Origin of the sequence: Baekduia alba, assembly GCF_028416635.1 — a bacterium.
Taxonomy (GTDB): domain Bacteria; phylum Actinomycetota; class Thermoleophilia; order Solirubrobacterales; family Solirubrobacteraceae; genus Baekduia; species Baekduia alba.
On the sequence record NZ_CP114013.1, the window covers coordinates 3,181,580 to 3,199,389 of the forward strand.

Annotated in this window: 18 protein-coding genes; all 18 read right to left on the reverse strand. The window is 68.5% G+C overall.

Features of this window, described 5'->3' with window-relative positions:
• Positions 1-30: 30 nt before the first annotated feature.
• Positions 31-1,143 (reverse strand): hypothetical protein, encoded by a 1,113-nt coding sequence (locus DSM104299_RS16085; RefSeq protein ID WP_272472651.1) that lies wholly within the window; start codon positions 1,141-1,143, stop codon positions 31-33.
• A 9-nt stretch (positions 1,144-1,152) separates the two neighbouring features.
• Positions 1,153-1,959 (reverse strand): hypothetical protein, encoded by an 807-nt coding sequence (locus tag DSM104299_RS16090; RefSeq protein ID WP_272472652.1) that lies wholly within the window; start codon positions 1,957-1,959, stop codon positions 1,153-1,155.
• A 36-nt stretch (positions 1,960-1,995) separates the two neighbouring features.
• Positions 1,996-2,475 carry a hypothetical protein gene (locus DSM104299_RS16095; protein WP_272472653.1) on the reverse strand — a complete coding sequence of 160 codons (480 nt, stop codon included), beginning with the start codon at positions 2,473-2,475 and terminating at the stop codon, positions 1,996-1,998.
• Positions 2,472-4,157 carry a hypothetical protein gene (locus tag DSM104299_RS16100; protein WP_272472654.1) on the reverse strand — a complete coding sequence of 562 codons (1,686 nt, stop codon included), beginning with the start codon at positions 4,155-4,157 and terminating at the stop codon, positions 2,472-2,474. Before DSM104299_RS16100 ends, DSM104299_RS16095 begins: the two co-directional genes overlap by 4 nt.
• Before the next feature lie 59 nt (positions 4,158-4,216).
• Positions 4,217-4,873, reverse strand: a complete 657-nt coding sequence (locus DSM104299_RS16105; protein ID WP_272472655.1) for a phage adaptor protein — start codon at positions 4,871-4,873, stop codon at positions 4,217-4,219.
• Positions 4,874-4,882: 9 nt separating this feature from the next.
• Positions 4,883-5,518 carry a hypothetical protein gene (locus tag DSM104299_RS16110; RefSeq protein WP_272472656.1) on the reverse strand — a complete coding sequence of 212 codons (636 nt, stop codon included), beginning with the start codon at positions 5,516-5,518 and terminating at the stop codon, positions 4,883-4,885.
• A 73-nt stretch (positions 5,519-5,591) separates the two neighbouring features.
• Positions 5,592-6,749 (reverse strand): SU10 major capsid protein, encoded by a 1,158-nt coding sequence (locus tag DSM104299_RS16115; RefSeq protein ID WP_272472657.1) that lies wholly within the window; start codon positions 6,747-6,749, stop codon positions 5,592-5,594.
• Between the two features lie 62 nt (positions 6,750-6,811).
• Positions 6,812-7,504 (reverse strand): hypothetical protein, encoded by a 693-nt coding sequence (locus DSM104299_RS16120; RefSeq protein WP_272472658.1) that lies wholly within the window; start codon positions 7,502-7,504, stop codon positions 6,812-6,814.
• Complete coding sequence (locus tag DSM104299_RS16125) at positions 7,504-7,866, reverse strand: hypothetical protein (protein ID WP_272472659.1); 363 nt, start codon at positions 7,864-7,866, stop codon at positions 7,504-7,506. The genes DSM104299_RS16120 and DSM104299_RS16125 overlap by 1 nt, the downstream gene beginning before the upstream one ends.
• A gap of 196 nt (positions 7,867-8,062) precedes the next feature.
• Positions 8,063-9,538 carry a GDSL-type esterase/lipase family protein gene (locus tag DSM104299_RS16130; RefSeq protein ID WP_272472660.1) on the reverse strand — a complete coding sequence of 492 codons (1,476 nt, stop codon included), beginning with the start codon at positions 9,536-9,538 and terminating at the stop codon, positions 8,063-8,065.
• 3 nt (positions 9,539-9,541) lie between these two features.
• On the reverse strand, positions 9,542-10,363 hold the full coding sequence (locus DSM104299_RS16135) for a hypothetical protein (protein ID WP_272472661.1): 822 nt from the start codon (positions 10,361-10,363) through the stop codon (positions 9,542-9,544).
• Positions 10,364-10,423: 60 nt separating this feature from the next.
• Complete coding sequence (locus DSM104299_RS16140) at positions 10,424-12,331, reverse strand: portal protein (protein ID WP_272472662.1); 1,908 nt, start codon at positions 12,329-12,331, stop codon at positions 10,424-10,426.
• A gap of 9 nt (positions 12,332-12,340) precedes the next feature.
• A complete protein-coding gene (locus DSM104299_RS16145; protein ID WP_272472663.1) occupies positions 12,341-12,613 on the reverse strand; it encodes a hypothetical protein in 273 nt (90 codons plus the stop codon).
• Between the two features lie 46 nt (positions 12,614-12,659).
• Positions 12,660-12,929: a hypothetical protein gene (locus tag DSM104299_RS16150; RefSeq protein WP_272472664.1), complete on the reverse strand. Its 270-nt coding sequence runs from the start codon at positions 12,927-12,929 to the stop codon at positions 12,660-12,662.
• A gap of 3 nt (positions 12,930-12,932) precedes the next feature.
• Positions 12,933-14,837, reverse strand: a complete 1,905-nt coding sequence (locus DSM104299_RS16155; protein ID WP_272472665.1) for a terminase large subunit — start codon at positions 14,835-14,837, stop codon at positions 12,933-12,935.
• An 18-nt stretch (positions 14,838-14,855) separates the two neighbouring features.
• The gene (locus tag DSM104299_RS16160; protein WP_272472666.1) at positions 14,856-15,710 is read right to left on the reverse strand and encodes a hypothetical protein; all 855 of its coding nucleotides are present in this window, start codon (positions 15,708-15,710) and stop codon (positions 14,856-14,858) included.
• Positions 15,711-15,992: 282 nt separating this feature from the next.
• Positions 15,993-16,766, reverse strand: coding sequence for an esterase/lipase family protein (locus DSM104299_RS16165; RefSeq protein WP_272472667.1), 774 nt, complete (start codon positions 16,764-16,766; stop codon positions 15,993-15,995).
• 127 nt (positions 16,767-16,893) lie between these two features.
• Positions 16,894-17,793 carry a VOC family protein gene (locus DSM104299_RS16170; RefSeq protein ID WP_272472668.1) on the reverse strand — a complete coding sequence of 300 codons (900 nt, stop codon included), beginning with the start codon at positions 17,791-17,793 and terminating at the stop codon, positions 16,894-16,896.
• Positions 17,794-17,810 lie beyond the last annotated feature (17 nt).

Sequence of the window (17,810 nt, forward strand, 5' to 3'; positions counted from 1 at the left end):
GCCACCACCCGTCTCGATCTCCTTCACGGCCTAGCCGATCGACACAGGCCCAAGCGGACCCATCGGCAAACCACCCGTGCTCGACGAACCCGGCGTCACCGTCGTCGTCGCGCTCTTCGGCGGCTGCGTCGGCAACCCGAGATCGCTGATCTTGTACCGACGCTTGTGCAGGAGCGCGACGTTCCGCGCCGACACGTGCTGATCCCACACAAGGTCGAGCGCCACCGACGCGTACAGCTGCGGCACCTTCGCGACACCGGGCACCGTCGAGATAGCACCCGTGTTCGGATCCTGCACGCTCTGCGTCGGCCGCCCACCGACCAACAGCTTCGCGATCTCCGACCGCGACCGCCCCGCCGCCTTCAGCTTCGCCGCCGCAGCCTGCGCCGCCGCGATCGAGTCCGACGCCTTCCCCGCAGCCTGCGGCGTCTGCCACTTCACCTTCGTCTTGTCCTTCACCTTCGGGTCGGACTTCCCGCCGGGGATGATCGTGCCGTCCGGGTTCACCCCGGCCGCCGCCAATGTCGTCGCGTTCTGGTTCGCCGCGTTCGTGCTCGAGGTCCGCCGATCCGCCCGCGCCTGCGCCGTGTCATGCGCCGTCTTCGCATCATCACCCAAGAGCTCCGCCAGCCGCGACGACGCGAACGCACCCGACTGCCCCGTCAACGACTGCGCCTGATCCGAGATCTGCCCCGCCTGCCCCGCATACCGATCACCGATCGCACGCGCACCCGCCACAGCACCAGCCCGCGCATCCAACCCACGCTGCGTCAACTCATCACTCGACGCCTTCGTCGTCTCCGCCGCACGCACCTGCGCGTTCGCCATGTCCCGCGCCGACGCCTCCTTGAACGGATCCCCCGACCCCGCCCACGCCGCAGTGTCCTGCCCAAGCGTCCCCTTCGCCGCCAGCAACTGCGACAGGTAGTCCTGGTTCGCCTGCTTGACCTCCGGCTGCGCGATCCGCGCTGCGTTGCTCAACGCCTGCGCCGTCGACGCGTTCACCGACAACGCCTGATTACGATCCCCCTGCGCGTTCGACAGCAACGATGCGAGCGCGTCCAACTGCGGCCCATAGCGAAGCTCCGTCTCCGAGTCGATCTGCGACTGGTACTTGCTCGACTTCTTCGTCTTCGTCGCCATCGAGTTCTCCTAGTAGTACTGCGCCGGCACGTACGAGGTCGCGCCCGTGATCGACGTCCCCGGCTTCCGCTTCGTCGTCGACAAGTAGTCCTCGAGCGTCGGCAGCTTCGTCCCCGGCGCCACCCACCCCTGCTGCCCAGCCTGGTACTGCTTCTGCGCCCCGAGATCCTGCCCGAAGAACGTGTTCTCGTTCGTCGCGCGCTGCCCCGTGTCCGCCCGGTCCACGACCCCGTAGCCGTACAGCCGATCCGCGTCGTCAAGCTGCTGCTGCGACGACGTCTTCACACGACCCGTCTGCGTCGAGTAGTCCTCCCCGAACCGCGTGTGCTGCGTGTCCAACCCCGACTGGTCATGCGCCTGGTTCGTGTCACGTGCAGCCTTCGCCGCCGCGAACGTCCCGCCCTCCCCTACACCGGCCTGCAACGCGTTCCCGGCCTGCGACGACGCCAGCCGCTTGAACGACGTACTGAGGTCGTTCGTCGCCGTCGAATAGTCCTCGCCCTCCCGGTTCTTCCCCGTCAGGAGATCCGCCAGCGACCAGTCACGCCCTTGGGTGATCTGCCCCTTATCGATCCGCAGCTGATCGTCCGCTCGCGTCCCGGCCTTCCCGAGATCTTGCAGCAGCTGGTCCAACCCGCGACCGCTGGCCCGGCCCTGCGCATCAAGCGCCGGGTCGTAGTACCCGGCCGGCGGCGTAACGGTCGTCGGCGTCGCCGTGAACGTCGGCGGCTTCGTGGTCGCAGGACTCACGTTCGTCGCCAACGAAGTCCCCATGCCACCAGCCCAAGCCGTCTTGTTCTTCGTCGCGGTAGCCACGGCCCGAAGGATGCCGTGACCTGCGGACGGGGCAGGTTACGACGGATCCGCGATCGGCCGCGCCGCGAGCGTCCGCTTACCGCGGAACCGGCCGGTGCTGCCCGACACCCGGTACTTGACCTGCAACGTGTCTCCCGCGACCAGCTTGAACACCCGCTGGCAACTTCCCGGCACCAACTGCCCGCTGCCATTGCTGATCCGGTCATCGTCGGCCGCATTGTTCGTCGTCCCGTGCTGGAACGAGATGTAGGCGTCAGTGCCCGCCCCGCCATCGTTGCGAAAGGACTCAATCGAGAACTCGACCAGCCACCACCCCGACGTCGGCACGACGATCGTCGGCCCTGCCGTCGCCAGGTTCGTGTAGCTCGTCGAGATCGTCGTCTCATCCGTGGCGCCGACGCCAACCTCATCCCAGATCCGGCCGTTCTGAAGCTGCGCGATCAGCTGGCTAACCGGGCCCAACCGCTCATCCAAACGTCGATCGAACTCGGCCGGATTGATCCCCGGCGCGGTCACCGCGACAGGCCCCGCTGCCGAAACGACGCCACAAACCCACGGATCCGCAACCCCGAACACGACCCACCCGTCGCAAACGTGAACGACACCCGCCGCGACGACACCCGCACCGCAATCGCCCGCGGCGACTGCGACTGGTAGTTACCCGCCGGCGCCGTCGCCAGCGCCGAGTACAGCGGATCCGCCCCCGGCGTCGCACGCTGCATCCGCGACACACCAACCGCCACCGACCCGCCCGACGACTCGTACTCCAACATCAACCGCTGCACCAACGCCGCAGTGCGCCCACCCGCCGGCTGAAACTCCCGCGTCTCGAGGAAGATCCCGTACCCGGCACCGTTGGCATCAACAGCCGTAGCTGTCGCCGGCAACGCCGGCCCGATGAACGCCCCCGTCAAGTCGAGGAGATACCCATTCGTGTTCGTCCCCGCCACGAGCTTCGCCGAGCCCGTCGGATCCTGAACCACGAACGACGCCCCGCCACCAGCCTCACCATCGACCCAACGCGTCCACGGCGACGAATCGCCAGCAGGCGTCTTCACCGTCCGATCCAACCGACCCACGAGCACCTGCCCACCCGCCGGCACCAACACGTGATCACGGAACGTCGCGATCTGCCCCACCGCGCTCCCAGCCTTCATGAAGCTCTGCCACAACGGCGTGATCGACCGCGACACCAACCGCAAGCCGCCGATCGAATCAAGCAGATACACCCCGTCGACAGCAGCAACCACCATCTGGTCCCGCCACGCCGTCATCCCGCCCTGCGAACGCAGAATCACGTCCCCCGACACGCGCTCCACACGATGCTGCGCGTTCCCGAACGGGTCCACGATCTCCAGCGCCACATTCGACACCAGCGAGATACCCGCCTTCGTGAACACAAAGACCCGATCGCGAAGCGTCGCCAACCCCACGATGTCAGCCGAGAACTCATGGAAGTCCGTCGCGTCCTGCTCGAACAGCCGCGACTCGCCCGTGTCCGGATCCACCGTCTTCGACATCATCAACTTCTTGCCCATCGCCCACAGCACCCGGCCACCGCACACGGTCACCGCCGTGAACGGACTCGCGCCGATCCCCGTCAACGGATAGCCGAGCATCGGCCCCGCCGCATACGAGTTCCCCGCAGTCGTCAACCCACGCCACGGCGACACCAACGTCAGCGACGTGTTCGAGTTCACCGTCTGCACGACACCGACGAACTTGTTCCCCGTCTCAAACGAGAAGACCAGCGACCCCGGCTCCAGCGTGCTCGCCCACAGCGTGCCCGTCCCCGTCACCGCCGCCGACCCCTTCGTGAAGGCCGCAGTCCCCGCCGACGTGCCCGTGGTCTTCAACCCACCCGCGTAGAGCTGAATCGCCCCAAGCGGACCCGGCACGAACATGTACTCGCCCTGCTGCGGCGCAAGCCCACCACCGAACCCGAGCAGCACACTCACACCGAGCTCCCGCCACGCCGTGTCCCCCGGCCCCATCACGCCGACGCTGCCCGATCCCGCACCGATCGTGCGACGGCCGACCGCGAACACGCCCTCCCACAACGCGAGCACGTTCCCGCTCGTCAACTGGTTCGACGTCAGATGCGCAGTCGGCCCGCGCATGTACACGTTCCCGTCATCATCGAGCAACGCAGACCGCGCGTCGTACAGCCCGTTCTCCGGGATCAGATGCCGCGCCACGGACCGGACCATCCCCGCAGCGAAGCTCGACTGCCCGAAGACGCCCTCACCGCTCGTCATCAGAAATCGATGCCCTGCACGCGGATCCGCGTCGACCCTGAACCGGCCCGCGAGTTCCGACGCCGCACGAGGATGTCCTTGATCTCCTGCTTGCGAGCATCCAACGGCTGAGCGAGATCCGGCCGCTTCTCGATCCGCAGCAACGCCAACGCGATCGCCGCATCGATCAACCGGCCGTGCACATCAGCCGGGACCGCCGGCGTCACACCGTTGACCAGGTCGGCCGGCACCAGCGCGACCATCGCCGTGATCAGCGCACCGCTCGTCGTCGGCGCCGGGAACAACTGGATCTGCTTCGTGCTGTCCGCCTTCGCGGTCTGCGCGAACACGCCACCGCTGCCCCTCAGGCCAAGGTCGCCACGTTGAAGCGCCCAGAGATCCTCGAGCCCGACCGGCTGCCAGTCCCCCGGGTTGCCGCTGGAGTCCGCCAACGCCAGCCCGAGCACGTCCACCACCGTGTCGGGCAGGTCATAGGCCGCCGTGCCCGCCACGGTCACCGCAAGCGTCTCCACGGCCATCATCCACTTCGACTCGGCGACGACCTCCTTGTACACCTCGTTCACCCAGCCCTGCACAGTCGCCGTCGAGACATCATCAGACGCGGTGTCGAACCCGCCCTGGGTCACGACCGCGTTGACGATGTCCTCGAACAGCACCGCCCGCTCCTACTCCGCGGGCGCGTCCGGCGCGGTCGCCAGCTCGAGCGCCGCGCTCAGCTGCTCGTCGGTCGTCTCGGCCGTGACCTCGAGCCCGAGGCTCAGCGCCAACGCGACCATCTCGGCACGCTCCGGCCGCTGCACGTCCGTGTCGACACCGGCGTCCCGGAGCGCGCCAAGCGCCGACACGACCGAGTCCACGAGCACCTTGCGATTGTGGGTGCCCTGCTCCTCGGCGAGCGCCTCCTGCAACGCCACCACGTCGCGCGCGACCAGCGCCCGGTTCACCCCAGCGAGGAAGTCCTTCTCGGTCGGCAGCGCACGGTCAGGCTCGTGGCCCTCACGCACGAACGTCGTGTTCAGGTTGACGTGCGAGTCCAGCCACGCGATCGCGTCCTGCATCTCCCCACCGGGCCCGTCCGGGATCATGTCCTGCCCGGTGTGCACGACGAGCGTCCCCGTCGGCGCAAAGCTGTACTTCACCGACTTCTGCGTAGCGACGATCTGCCGAAGCGAGTTGATCTCCTCGTCCTTCGGCTGACGGCACAAGATCAGGTTGGTGCTCTTGGAGATGTAGACCGCGGCGGTCTCATCATCACCGAACCGTTCGATGATCTCGGCCGTGGTCATCTCAGCGGTGCTCATCGTGCATGCCTCCCTTGAAGTACGTGCGGGCGCCGCCGACCTCCCGGCCAGCGACGCCCTGCTGGTTGTAGATCTAGCCCGTGACGTTCTGGATCTGGCCGTGCGCCGGATCCTGACCGCACTCCAGCCCCTGCTCCGTGAGGTACTGGGACTTCTTGCCGTCGACGTCGGGCGCGCCGATGTCGTCCTCGATGTGCGTGTCCGACGACCCCTCCTCGTTGGAGAGGTAGCGCTTCTTCACGAGCGACAGGTCCAGCACCGCCCCGAAGCCGCCGTACTTGGCGCCCTCGAACAGGTTGTGCGTCAGGACGTTCAGCGTCCCGTGCGGCGACCGGTACTTCATGACGTTCAGGCCGAACGTCTGGTCGTTGTCCGACTGGACCACCTCGAGCTTGCCGCGCGGGAAGCCGTTCAGCACATCGACCAGCAGCCGCGACGCGAACAGCGTCTTCGTCGACTGGTTGCCGTAGCGGAACAGCGGCGAGAAGAACGAGAAGAACTCGGCCTCGGTCAACGTGCCACCGGCATCGAAGACGTTGGTCGAGATCAGGTTCAGGACACCCGCGGTCGTCCGGCGCGGCTGCGAGCCCGAGAGATCCTCGGACGCCTTGCCGTGCCAGAAGATGTACTCCCAGTCCTTCGCGTGCTCGATGCCCGCGATCGCCGAGGAGCGCGCCCAGTCCGTCGGCTTCGTCATCGTCTTCGACTGCCGCAGCGTGCGGGTCGACTCGAACGACGTCTTGTGGATCTGGGTGTAGTTCGTGATCTTCGTCGGGTTCGTCGAACGCGCCGGACGCGACGAGTCACCTTCCGGCTGCGCCCCACCGATCAGCAGCAGCTCCTCGTTGTCGACGATCGCCTGAGCGCCGCCGCCGACACCACGCACGACCGTCAGCGTGTTCGTCGCGACGCCCGTCACGCGCATGATCTCGCCCGTGCGCGTGACCTTGATCAGGTCGTGCTGAGCGAACTTCGTGCCGTCGTCGACCACGATCGACGTCGCGGAGTTGTTGTAGCCCGCGCCGTTGTTGATCGCGTCGAAACGCGCCTTCGGCTTGTTCTCCTGCCAGGAGAACTCGGGGTTGACGGTGACCTCGCTGTTGAGCATCCCCGTCAGAACCGTCAGCGGATAGCTGTTCGGCTCGAGCTCGAGGATCTCCTTCGCCATGTCGATCTGACGAAGCGACTGGCTGATGTTCCCTGTTCCGCGGGAGCCGGTGACGTCGGCCATGGGCCTGTGCCTTTCCTAAGAGGGACGAATGGTGTTGTCGTCCGCACCGATCGATCCCGGGGCTACGTGCCCCAGAACGAGTTGCCGCCCCTCGCGGCCAAGATGTCCTGTGCGGTCCCGCCCGTCGCGCCCACGCCGCCGCGCGGACTCGCGCCGCCGCCGGGCTCCAGGGAGGGGTGCTGCAACTCATCCACCGGCACCTCGCCGGCAGCGATCTGGTCGTAGCGCATGGCCTTGTAGACCGCGCGCACGACATCCGGGTGCCGGCCGACGCTGGGGTCAAGCCCCGCCGCCTGCGCCAGACCCACTGCCCCGTCGATCACGGCCTTCGCGACCTCGGGCTTCTTCAACTCCGGCAGCTCCGCCTGGAGCATGTCGGCGTTCGTCTTGGCCGTCAGCGCGCCGAGCTGCTGCATCACCGGATCCAGCGCCTGCTGGACCTGGGTGCTCACGTTGCCCTGCATGGCCTCCACAAGCTTGGCCGCAGCGTCCGCATCGAACTGCGGCGCCTGCGCCTGCTGCTGCTCCTGACCGCCAGCGCCGTAGAACTCGGCGAGCGCTGCGAGCGTCGCGTCGTCCTCCTCGCCCTCACCATCGGGCGCGGCGAACTGCTGGATCAGCTGCTCCATCTGACCGAGCCGGCCGCCGACCGCCTCGATCTGCTGCAACACGGGGCTGAAGTCGACCGCGGGCGCCTGGCCCTCGGCGGCCTCCGCCGCCCCATCGCCTGCCGGTGCTGCGACCGATGCCTCCATCAGGACTGCTCCTCCCCGGCGCCACGCGCCTGGTCTTCGAGCTCGGCCTGCTTCTCGCGGGCGAGCTGCTTGATCGCGTCACCTGCGTAGAGCACCTGATCGATTCCGGAGAGCATCGACGTCTGCGCCACATAGCCGTGCTGCTCGAGCACGGCACCGTGGATCAGGGACGTCACGAGCCGCTGCTTGCGCGCCTCCATGAGCTGCTGAAGGACCTCCCACCCGGGGTGATCCTGGAGTTCGCCGACCAGCTTGGCGGCGGTGAACAGCTCGTCGGAAGACAGGCCCCGCAGCGACGCGCTGAGCGCGCCGCGGACGGCTCGAGTCCGCACTTCGTAATCTGCGATCTGCGCAGGTTCCATTTCTAGCGCCGCAGCGTAGAGCGGCCTGCGGACGCGAGAAGTTCTGCCAGCGTCGGGGCTGCGGCGAGGGTACGGCGCTGCACGTCCATCGGGTTCGGCAGGAACGTCGGCGCCCCACGGAGCATCGCTGCGAGAGCGAGGCTTGGCTGACGTCCTGTGTCGCGGCGATGTGGCTGCGTGTGCCGCGTCGGCTGCACTAGCTCAGCGCGCCCATCTGCGTGAGGTTGGCCAACCCCATCTGACCGAAGTCGATGTTCGCCGCACCCGAACCCGACGACAGGATCGCCACGACCGACACGTAGTTGATCCCCGCAGCAACCTGCGACGGCGGCTGCGAGTACAAGCCCGGGGTCGCCACGTCACCACGCCAGGACTTGATACCACCGAGGTACTGTGCGACGGCCGCGGCCGGGTCATCTCCAATGGCCGCGTAGCCGACGAGCTGCAAGGTTGCCCACGCACCGTTCGCTTCGAGGCTCGCCGTCTTGAACCGGAAACTGAACTCGAGGAAGTCGCCCGGCGTGACCGCGATCTTCGGCGTCAGCGCACGACGCATGACACCCGAGCCCGACGTACGCGCCAAGCGCGCCCACAGCCCGAGACCGTCGCTTCCCGTCGTCGCAGGATCGTACGTCGTGAACGTGCCTGTACCCGTCTCGGTAGCCGCCGCCCAGCCCGTCGGATCGGTTCCCGCCGCCCCCGTGAGCGTGAGGTTGAGCGGGTTCGGGATCAGGTTCAGATCGCCCGTGTTGGGCTGGCCGATCGCGTGCAGCGGCTTCTGAGGCACCAAGTAGGACTTGAGCTTGTTGTAGAACTCGGCTCCCATCGTCCGCGCGCCGAGCCCGGGGCCCGGATGGGAGGCGTCGAGCATCATGCCGGCCTTCTGACCGCCCGTCGTCGGATCGGTCGTGACGTCCTCGAAATCGGGCAACGGCCAGTTGTTGGACAGCGCGTACTTTCGGATCCACGCGTTGATCTGCGCGGCCGCGGTGCGCTGAGCAGCCGTCGCAGTCGGGTAGACAGGCTGCGCCGGCAACGTGCAAAGGATCGGGATCTTGCCGGCCGCGGCGATCGTGTCGAAGATCGTCTTCAGGTTGGCGATCGTCGTCGCGAACGGCACGCTGAGGACGATGTCGTTGCGACCAGCCAGCACCGCGACGAGCTTGGCCGACTGCGCCGCCGCAGCGGTGTGATGGCCGTTGGCGATGATCGTTGCCGTCGTCGCCCCGCCCGTGGCGGCCTGACCCGCGTAGAGGAGCTGCCCCTCCGACAGCATCATCGCCCACGCGTACCAAGCGCGACCCTGCAACAGCGGCGCGTAGCTCGTCCCCGTGCCATCGGAGAGGCTGTCCGCCAGACCCTTCTGGATCTGGCTGTCACCGACGAAGAAGACCCGTGACCCGACAGCAGCGTTCACCGGCGCCCGCGGCGCCCGGAACTGCACGAACCGATCCTGCCCCGAGACCTGCGCGTACGCCACGTACTTCGCGCCATCGGCCAACCCGGAGAAGGACAGAGACCCGTCCGCCCCCACCAACCCCGTGGAGACGGCTACCGGCCCGCTCGGCGCCCCGGAAGGCGGGTCCGGCATAGCCGGCAAGTCAGAGCGCAGATACGCGCTCACAGACGTACCGGCCGGGAACCGATCGTTCTTCAGCGTGACCGACGCCATGACCTACCGGACGAACGCGTAGGGAACGCCACCCGTGGCCGTCACCGCGCCCGCGGCCGAACCAACCGCAACCGGCGCCGTCAGCCCCGTCGACGACGTGCCCGACAGCTTCGCCGTCCCTCCCAGCCCGGCGATCACCGCGTTCGCCAACGGCGCCCCGCCGAGGTTCGGCGGCGTCGTCGCGGCCACCAGGCACCCGAGATACACGGGCGTGTCATCGAGCAGCTGAAGCGGCGCCGACAGCAGCAGCTCCTTCAGCGTGTTCGCCGCCCACGCCGTCGCACCGTCGTCCACCGTCACCGCGAGCACAGCCAGATCGGCCTGCCGGACGATCGCGAACCACTGGTTCGTCAGCGTCGCACCGGCCGTCGAGCCCGACACGAACCCAACGCGCGTGACCTGCGCACCCGCGGGCAGCACGACGCCCCCGGCGAGATGCAGCGTCCCGGACGTCAGCGCCTGCGCCGTGGCCGACGTCGCGTCCGAGCGCGGGATCGTGTCGTCCACCGCGGCACCGGGCAGCCACAGGCGCCGCTTCAGCTCGGGCAGCGACGGCTGCTCGCGCGACTCGCGGCCCTTCTCCGGGATCCGCGCGTTGTCGGTCCGGAAGTCCACGTAGACGACCACGCTGTTCACCGTGGCGTACGCCGTGTACGCGGTGCCGTCGGGCAACCCGACGAACGTCAGCGTCCCGTCCGCAGCAACGCTCGCGGTCTGCACGGCCGAGCCCTGCGGCGCGACCCCCGGGTTCTTCTGCGCGACGGGGTAGATCCCGACCGACGTCCCCACAGGGAACCGGTCAGAGCGAAGGACGTGCGAGGCCATGCTGTTCTCCAAGGAGGCGGGGCTAGATCCGCCGCGAGTGTGACCTGCCGTGCGGACAGGTTACGCAGCCTGAGGCTGCTGATCCGGCGCCGGCGCCTGGCCATCCACGGGCTTCTCCGGCGGACCACCACCACCCTGCTGCGCCTGCTCGCGCGCGTTCAGCGCCGCATGCAACGCGTTCTCCAGCATGGCCTGCGCGCCCGCCGGGTCCATCCCCACCGTGCTCACCATCTCCTGCTTGAGGATGTCGAGCGTCTCCGGCGGCACCGTCTGCTCCGGCGCGAACAACCGCTCCGGCGACGGCACCCCAAGCTTCTTCATCACCAACAGCCCGACCTGCCGCGGATCGAGCCCGGGGATCTGCTGCGCGATCGTCGCGATCATCTGCGCGTCCTGCCGATCCTGCGGCACGTTGTCCGGCGCCGTCGACCCACCCTCCGGCTCCACCGAGAACTCCCCAGCCAGCTCCGCCGGCCCGATCGTCCGCCACGCCCACCGACGCTCAGGCTCCTGCGGCGTCGGCATCGCCGGGATCGGCACATCCCGATTCGTCGCCCACCGCTGCTGATTCAGCGCCAACCACTGCGACGCCTGCGGCTTGATCAGCTCAAGCTCCATCCGCCGCGTGTACGCCTGGATCCGCACCCCGGCCGCCGCCTGCACGAGCTGCACGCCGGTCGCGGTCATCGCCGCGCCACCGTCGTTGCCGGCCACCGTGTCATCGACACCCGTGGTGCGCTCGATGTCCGCCCGCAGCGCCGCTTCCTCCTGGTACCCCGAGTTCGGAATGTCGCCGACCTGCAACGGCACGAGCAGGTCCCGCGGATCCCCGTTGACCGGCACCAGACGCCCGGGCCCGATCTTGATCTGCGCCGGGTCGACCACGCCGTCGTTGTAGGCGTAGGTCTGGTGCAGCTTCAGCATCGCGTTCCAGCGACGATCCGTGCGGAGCATGTCGAGCTCGCGCTGCAAGTCCTCGATCGGATCGATGACCGACACGCCGACGAACTGGTGCTCGATCTCGATCGGCCGGTATGCCTGGAACGGCAGCTCGCAGTGCCAGTACGGGTTCTTGATGATCGCGACGACCCACTTCCGGTCGATGACCGTCACGACCTCCTGCCGCGTGAGGTCGTGGATCTCCCACACCTCGTGGATGTCGGCGCCCTTGCTCAGCCCTCCCGTGCCGAGCCCTTGCGCGAACCGGCGCCCCGCCCACGCCTTGCGGTGCTGCTCGGCGCCGCCACCACTCTCGAGGTCGTCGGCCTCCAGCGGGTAGAGACCCCATCCGTCCTTGCCCGCCGCGACACGCTCGAGGATGTACGAGCAGTCGCGCCACGACCGGTGAAGCACCCTTCGGCAACTCTGGATCGAATCGCCGAAGGGGTCCCAGTAGAAGTCACGGATGTCGACGTCGCCGCAGTCCGGGTCGTCCCAGCCCTTGCGCGTCACCGGCGTCCGCACCCACTGCCCGCCCTGGCCCATCGCCAGCGCGAACGTCTCGGTGCTATCGAAGCGCCACCACGTCTTCTGGATCCCGATGCCGTGCTTCAGGCCGCTGAGGTTCGTGGTCTGAAGCTTCAACTCGTAGTCGGCACGGTGCTGCTGGGCGTTGCAGACCGTCGTGACGTTGTCGACGTTGTCCGCGGCGATCTTGTCCCGCGGCGTGAACAGCATCTTCGGCCGGTTGCTCAGCGTCCGCGGCCCGATCGTGTGGATCGTCGAGAACACGTACGGGATGTGCAGCTCAGCGCCGAACTCCTTCCGGCCATCGCCGAGCACGTTGCGACGATCGTTGACCGAGGCGTCCGAGTAGGACTCCACGAACCGCTTGTGCCCGAAGTAGAGGACGTCCTGGTGATCCCAACGCGCCTCGTAGAGCTTGTGCTCCGGCTCGGCGACATCGTTGAACCACTTCACCTCGGCCTCGAGCCGCGACTGGTGCTCGGGGGTCATCTCGACGGGCATGCGCTTCTCCTACTCGGCCGCCGCAGGTGCGGCCGGCTCCTCGTCAGCGGCGACGGAAGGCGTCTCCGGCTCGGCCTCTGCGGGTCGCGCAGCCGGCATGAACACCTGCTTGAAGTGCCACCCCACCGTCTCGAACACGGTCACCTCGCCGCGCAGAACCGGGCGGCGCAGCGGCGTGACGACGAACCCGCCGCCGATGCGATGGCCGATGTTCTCCAGCCCAGCGAGTTCCTCGGCGATCGCCCGGCGGAACTCGTCCTCGGTCCCGTACTCGTCGAGCATGACGATCCACTCTCGGTCTCCACGTGCCATGTCCTGCGGCCTCCCTCTAGATCTTCAAGCGGCGATGCAAGATCGCTGCGCTGTTGGCTCGGATGTAGGCGCCCAACTCGACGTCACCGGACACGAACGGGTCGAAGAGGTGCGGCGCACGAACGCGGAAGCTCTGCTGGCGCAGGTGCTCGTCGTGCTCCTCCGAGCACCGCGCGACGTGCTCCTCGAACGGCCGGCCCATCTTGCTCGCGCCGAACCCGGCGCCGCAGACGTAGCACCACACCTTCGGCTGCTCGTGGACGTTCGAGACGATCTCCAGCGGCATGGCTCAGCCTCCAAGGGGTCGGGTCAGGGACGAGTGCTCGTCGCCGCCGGGCTTCGGCACCGGACGCACAGCGATCTCGCCGCGCAACTGCTTGGCCTGCATCCACGCCATCAGGCGATCGGAGAACGCCTCAGCATCAGGGCCGTGCGAGCCGTCGGGCAGCTTCACGTAGGTCGTGAACTCCAGCGCGAGCGCACGAGACCGGATCCCGTGCGAGCCCTCGCGCAGCTCCTCGCGCGCGGTGTCCTCCATCAACGGCTTCGTGCGCCGATCCGTCGACCAGCCGAGCCGGTCCGACGTCTTCTCCTTCGTGCCGTCCAGCGACTTGCGCGTGAAGACGCGCCGGTAGCCGAAGTCCTTCCACAGCTTCCGCAGCGGCGCGAGACCCCAGCCGCCGGTGGCCTCAATCGAGATCCACGCCTCGTTGAACCACAGCCCGGCGAGAAGCGCCTGACGCGCGATCTCGTCGGGATCCTCACGGGACGCGTACTCGGCGACCTGCTCGCCGGTGCGATGGTCAATGACCTCGATCGCATGGAACGCCTGATCGCCAGCGGTGTTCTCGTCGCCGCCCGCGGGGTCGACCGTGACGATGTACTGGCCATCTGGCTCTGCGGCGAGATCGCGCGCCGCAGCGACGTCGGCCTCCGTGAGTCCGCCAAGCCCGGCGGTGAACCGCTTCTGGACGTCGTCGGCGCCGCGCCACGGCATGCTCCACACCGTCCAGAACGGGTGCGTCGCATCGAACCCCGTCGCCGCCTGCGGCGTCCAGATCGTGCCCGTGGGAACCTCGATCGTGCCGTACGTCAGCGCACGCGTCTTGACACCCGACGGCAGCAACACGCCCCGCTGCGGACCACCGAGCCCGACCCGAGCCGGCGGCAGCTTCTCGATCGCCTCCGCACGGTCGATCGCCTTCGAGATGAACTCGATGGAGAACACGTGCTTGCCCGAGCCGATGAACGCCTCCTCGGGGCTGCTCGGGAACTCCTGCTTGAAGAACTCCAACTTGCCGTCGCACTTGTCCACGATCGCGTTGCGGCGCCACCAGAGCTGCTCCGGCGTGCAGCCGAACACATCCACCAAGCGAGGCTCGTCTGCGCCCCACGGGCCCGACCCGATGGTCTTGATGAACGCCTCGCGCGCCCCGGGGCTCGGGAACGCGCGGGTGCAGTCCTCATCCTCCGTCCAGCCGATGAACACGGGGGCGAACCCACCTTCGCCGCGCATCGCGCGATCCCAACGGGACTTGAAGAAGTTCGCCCCCTTCGCGGTGGATTCCAAGATGATGTAGGTGTCGGGCTCGTCGGCCACGGCACTCATCAGCGAGAGCGCCTTCTCCGGGTGCTTCCACGACGCGACCTCGGTGCACAGCAGATCGGTGATCGTCTTCCCGCGTCCCGCGTCGACTTCGCCTGCGGTGTCGATCGCGATGTGAGAGTCCAAGCCGGCGTCTCCCGTTGCGTGTGCCACCCCGGCTCGGTTGCCGAACTTGAGGTACTTCTCCTTGGCAGCGTTCCGCCGACCTGCCAGGGGAGGCTTGACCGCAGGGTCCGGTGGCAAGTTCGTGTACATGCGATTCGCGATGTCGAAGATCTCGGCCGCGGTGTCAACGTCGTGAGCAACGATCAGCCCGCGACGATTCGCCTTCTGCGTCGTGTTCTGCTCCACAACACCCGCTGAGGACGTCGACAGCCCGGTGCGGCGGCACTTCAACACGATGATCCGCACCGGGAGCCCAGCAGCCTTCTGCTTCGCGATGGCCGCGTAGAACTTGAGCTGCCCACGACGAGGAACGAGGGGAACGAGCTGGGCGCGCTTGTTCACGATCTTCAAGCACTTCTCCGCGTAGTACGCGTGGTCGTGCTTGAAGGCCTGAAGGACCTGCTCTCTCGTCTCGTACGCCACCCCGCCGCCCCGGACGCTCTAGCTCTTCTTCGGAGACGGCTTGCGCGCCGTCGCACGGCCGCCGGCCGGCTTAGTCTGGGCCTTCTTCGCGACCGGCTTCTTCGCCGTCGACGACGCCTTGCGCTTGGCGGGCCTCTTGGCCGGCGTCCGCTTCTTCGGCGTCGCCTTCTGCGCGGCAACTCGCTCGTTCGTGTCGCCCTCGACCGTGGCGCTCTCCGGCTGCCCGGGCTGCTGCGGCAGCACCGTGGCAGTTCCCAACGGCGTGCACGACGCCTGGAACACGTCGGCCGACACCTGGTCCTGACGCAGCTGGCCATCCGGAACCTCGAGGTCGACCGGGTGCGCCTCGCCCGTCACGGTGTGCGAGCGCAGCACCGTGCCGGGCTCAACGTCCTCGATCCGCGGGTAGGGCGCCGGGTTCGGGTCGCGGTCCTCGTCGGGCGTCGGCAGCCCGACCTTGGAGTTCGCGAACGGCTGGCCGCCGATGCCGACCACGCGCGTCGACGTCGTGGAGCGCGCACCGGTCGTCGTCGAGGCGGCGACAGCGGATGACGGCGGACGCGTCTGCGCGAGCCGGTCGCGGATCTCGTCGCCGCCGAGCCGCGGCCGATCGCCATCCCGCGCCTTGGCGGTGACCTGGACGCCACGCCAGACGTCGTCCTCGTCGGCACCCGCGATCCAGAAGCGGTCGCCCGGCGACGCGTCGACGTCGTCGAAGTCGACGGTCCCGATCTCGTCGACCGTGGCAGTCGCGATCGGCGACCCGACGTGGGCGCGATCGAACATCACCCCGATGCGCGGGTAGAGATCGACCTCCGTGCCCGGGGTGAAGCGGCCGGTGAGCCGGACACCGACCTTCGTCTTCGTCGCCATGGTGTGCCTCCTCGCGGTGCGTTGCAGAACGCCGCGAGTGTGACCTACGCCGGGGACAGGTTACGAATGTCCAGACGAGCCCCGGCCCGCCCGGGTGGCAGACCTGAGGCGAGACCGGGGCTCGAATGCGGCTCGGGGAGGTAAGGGAGCCGGCCTGGACAGAGCGCATCGTGAACGACGCCCCCGACAGCAGACTGTCACGACGGTCACGACTGTGACCGGTTCGTGACAGCGGCGTCCCTCCACCGCCGCTCAACCCTTGTCGCTACAGGTCTCGCGAAGTCACACCAACGCACCGAACGAGAGGCGATTCGTGGCGCCATGACGGGCGATGTCGCCCCCTGAGGCACCCACGTAATAAGTGGACTGGATCACCGTGTACCTCACGCCGGGGACGGTGTCGCCGCCCGCGTTGAGCGCGGTGATGAACGACGAGCCCCTGACCTGGTCGCCGCATGCGGGGCACGCCGCGCCGACGAGGTCCAGGGCGCCGGGGAAGTACCCGGCGAGCGTCGCCAGCCCGCTGAGCGTCGTGCCGTGGTTGGACGGCGCCAGGCCGATCAAGGCGTTCACCTTGCTCGCCCCACCGAGGTTCTTGAGGTAGTAGCGCGGCATCATCCCGCCCTGCGACCAGCCGACGACGTCGACCTTCGCCGCGCCCGTCTGCGCGAGAACCTGGTCGACCTCGGTCTTCAGCTCTCCGGCCGACGCCGCGATCGGGCCGGTGGCGCCGATCTGGCCCAGGAACAGCCCGCCGTAGTTGAAGGTGTAGACGCAATAGCCGTTGTTCTTCAACAACGGTGAGATCGCGTTCCAGCTCGTGATCTGGTTCGCGAAGGTCCCGTTGACCAGGACGACCGGGCGCGGGTGCGCGGCGGACGGATGGCAGTTGGGGTCGTCGGCCCCGAGCGGCGACCCACCGGGCTGCAGCGCCGACGCGGCGATCGCCGTCGGGAAGTTGTAGATGACCGGCAGCGCCGCTCCGGCACTGGCCGCGGACACGGCCAGCAACGACGTCGTGGCCGCCAGGGCGGCCGCCCAACGCGTGATGCGCATTGTGCTCTCTCCTCCTCCTAGGATGACTCGCCGCCGACCCTCTCAGAAGTCCACACCAAAAGGCAACGGAGATGGGCCAGCTGGCAGGCCTCCAAGTACCCGGACGGCGGAGCCTGAACCCCTGGCGCTAGGCGGTGACCACGACCCGGACGGTCATCCCGAACGGGTCGGTCACCGCGAAGCCACCGGCGACGTCCTCGGACGCCAGGCGGGCGGCGCGCACGCGCTCGCGCACCGCGGCGACCTCGTCGACCGTCGCGAGCACGATCGTCCAGTGGCGCAGGCCGACGACGCCGGCCGCCGGCGCCGGGCCGATGTGCTCGCCGCGCCAGGTGTTGAAGCCGAGGTGGTGGTGGTAGCCGCCGGCGGCGACGAACGCGGCCGAGGGCATCAGCGCCCACACGTCGAAGCCGATGACGTCGCGGTAGAACGCCAGGCCCCGCGGGACGTCGGCGACGTGCAGGTGCACGTGGCCCATCCGCAGGCCGGGCCGCACCTGCGGGCTGGGCTCCTCGCCCGCGACCGACGCCAGCAGCGCGTCGAAGTCCAGCGGCCGCGGCCCGCCGCCGGAGAACTCCTCCTCGGGCGAGGGCCACTGGTCGCGCGGGCGGTCGGCGGCCAGCTCGATGCCATTGCCGTCCGGGTCGGCGAGGTAGAGGGCCTCGTGCGTGCCGTGGTCCGACGCGCCCTGGATCGGCGTGCGCGTCGCGGCCAGGCGCAGCGCGGCGCGGGCGAGCTCCTCGCGCGTCGGGAAGAGCAGGGCGTAGTGGTACAGGCCGGAGTGCCGGCGCGGCCGCTGGGCGGTGCTGTCCTCGTGGAGGACGAGGACGTCCTCGGTGCCGTCGCCCAGCGCGGCGACATCCACGTCATGGCGGTGCACGCGCAGGCCGAGCGCGCTCTGGTACCAGGCCACGGAGCGGTCGAGGTCGGTCACCGTGAGGCTGACGGGCCCCAAGCGCAGCGTGACGGGGAGCGTGGAGACGCCCTCGGCGGCGGGTCCGGTGGTAACGGTGGCGAACGGGTTCATGGCACCGTCCAGTGTCG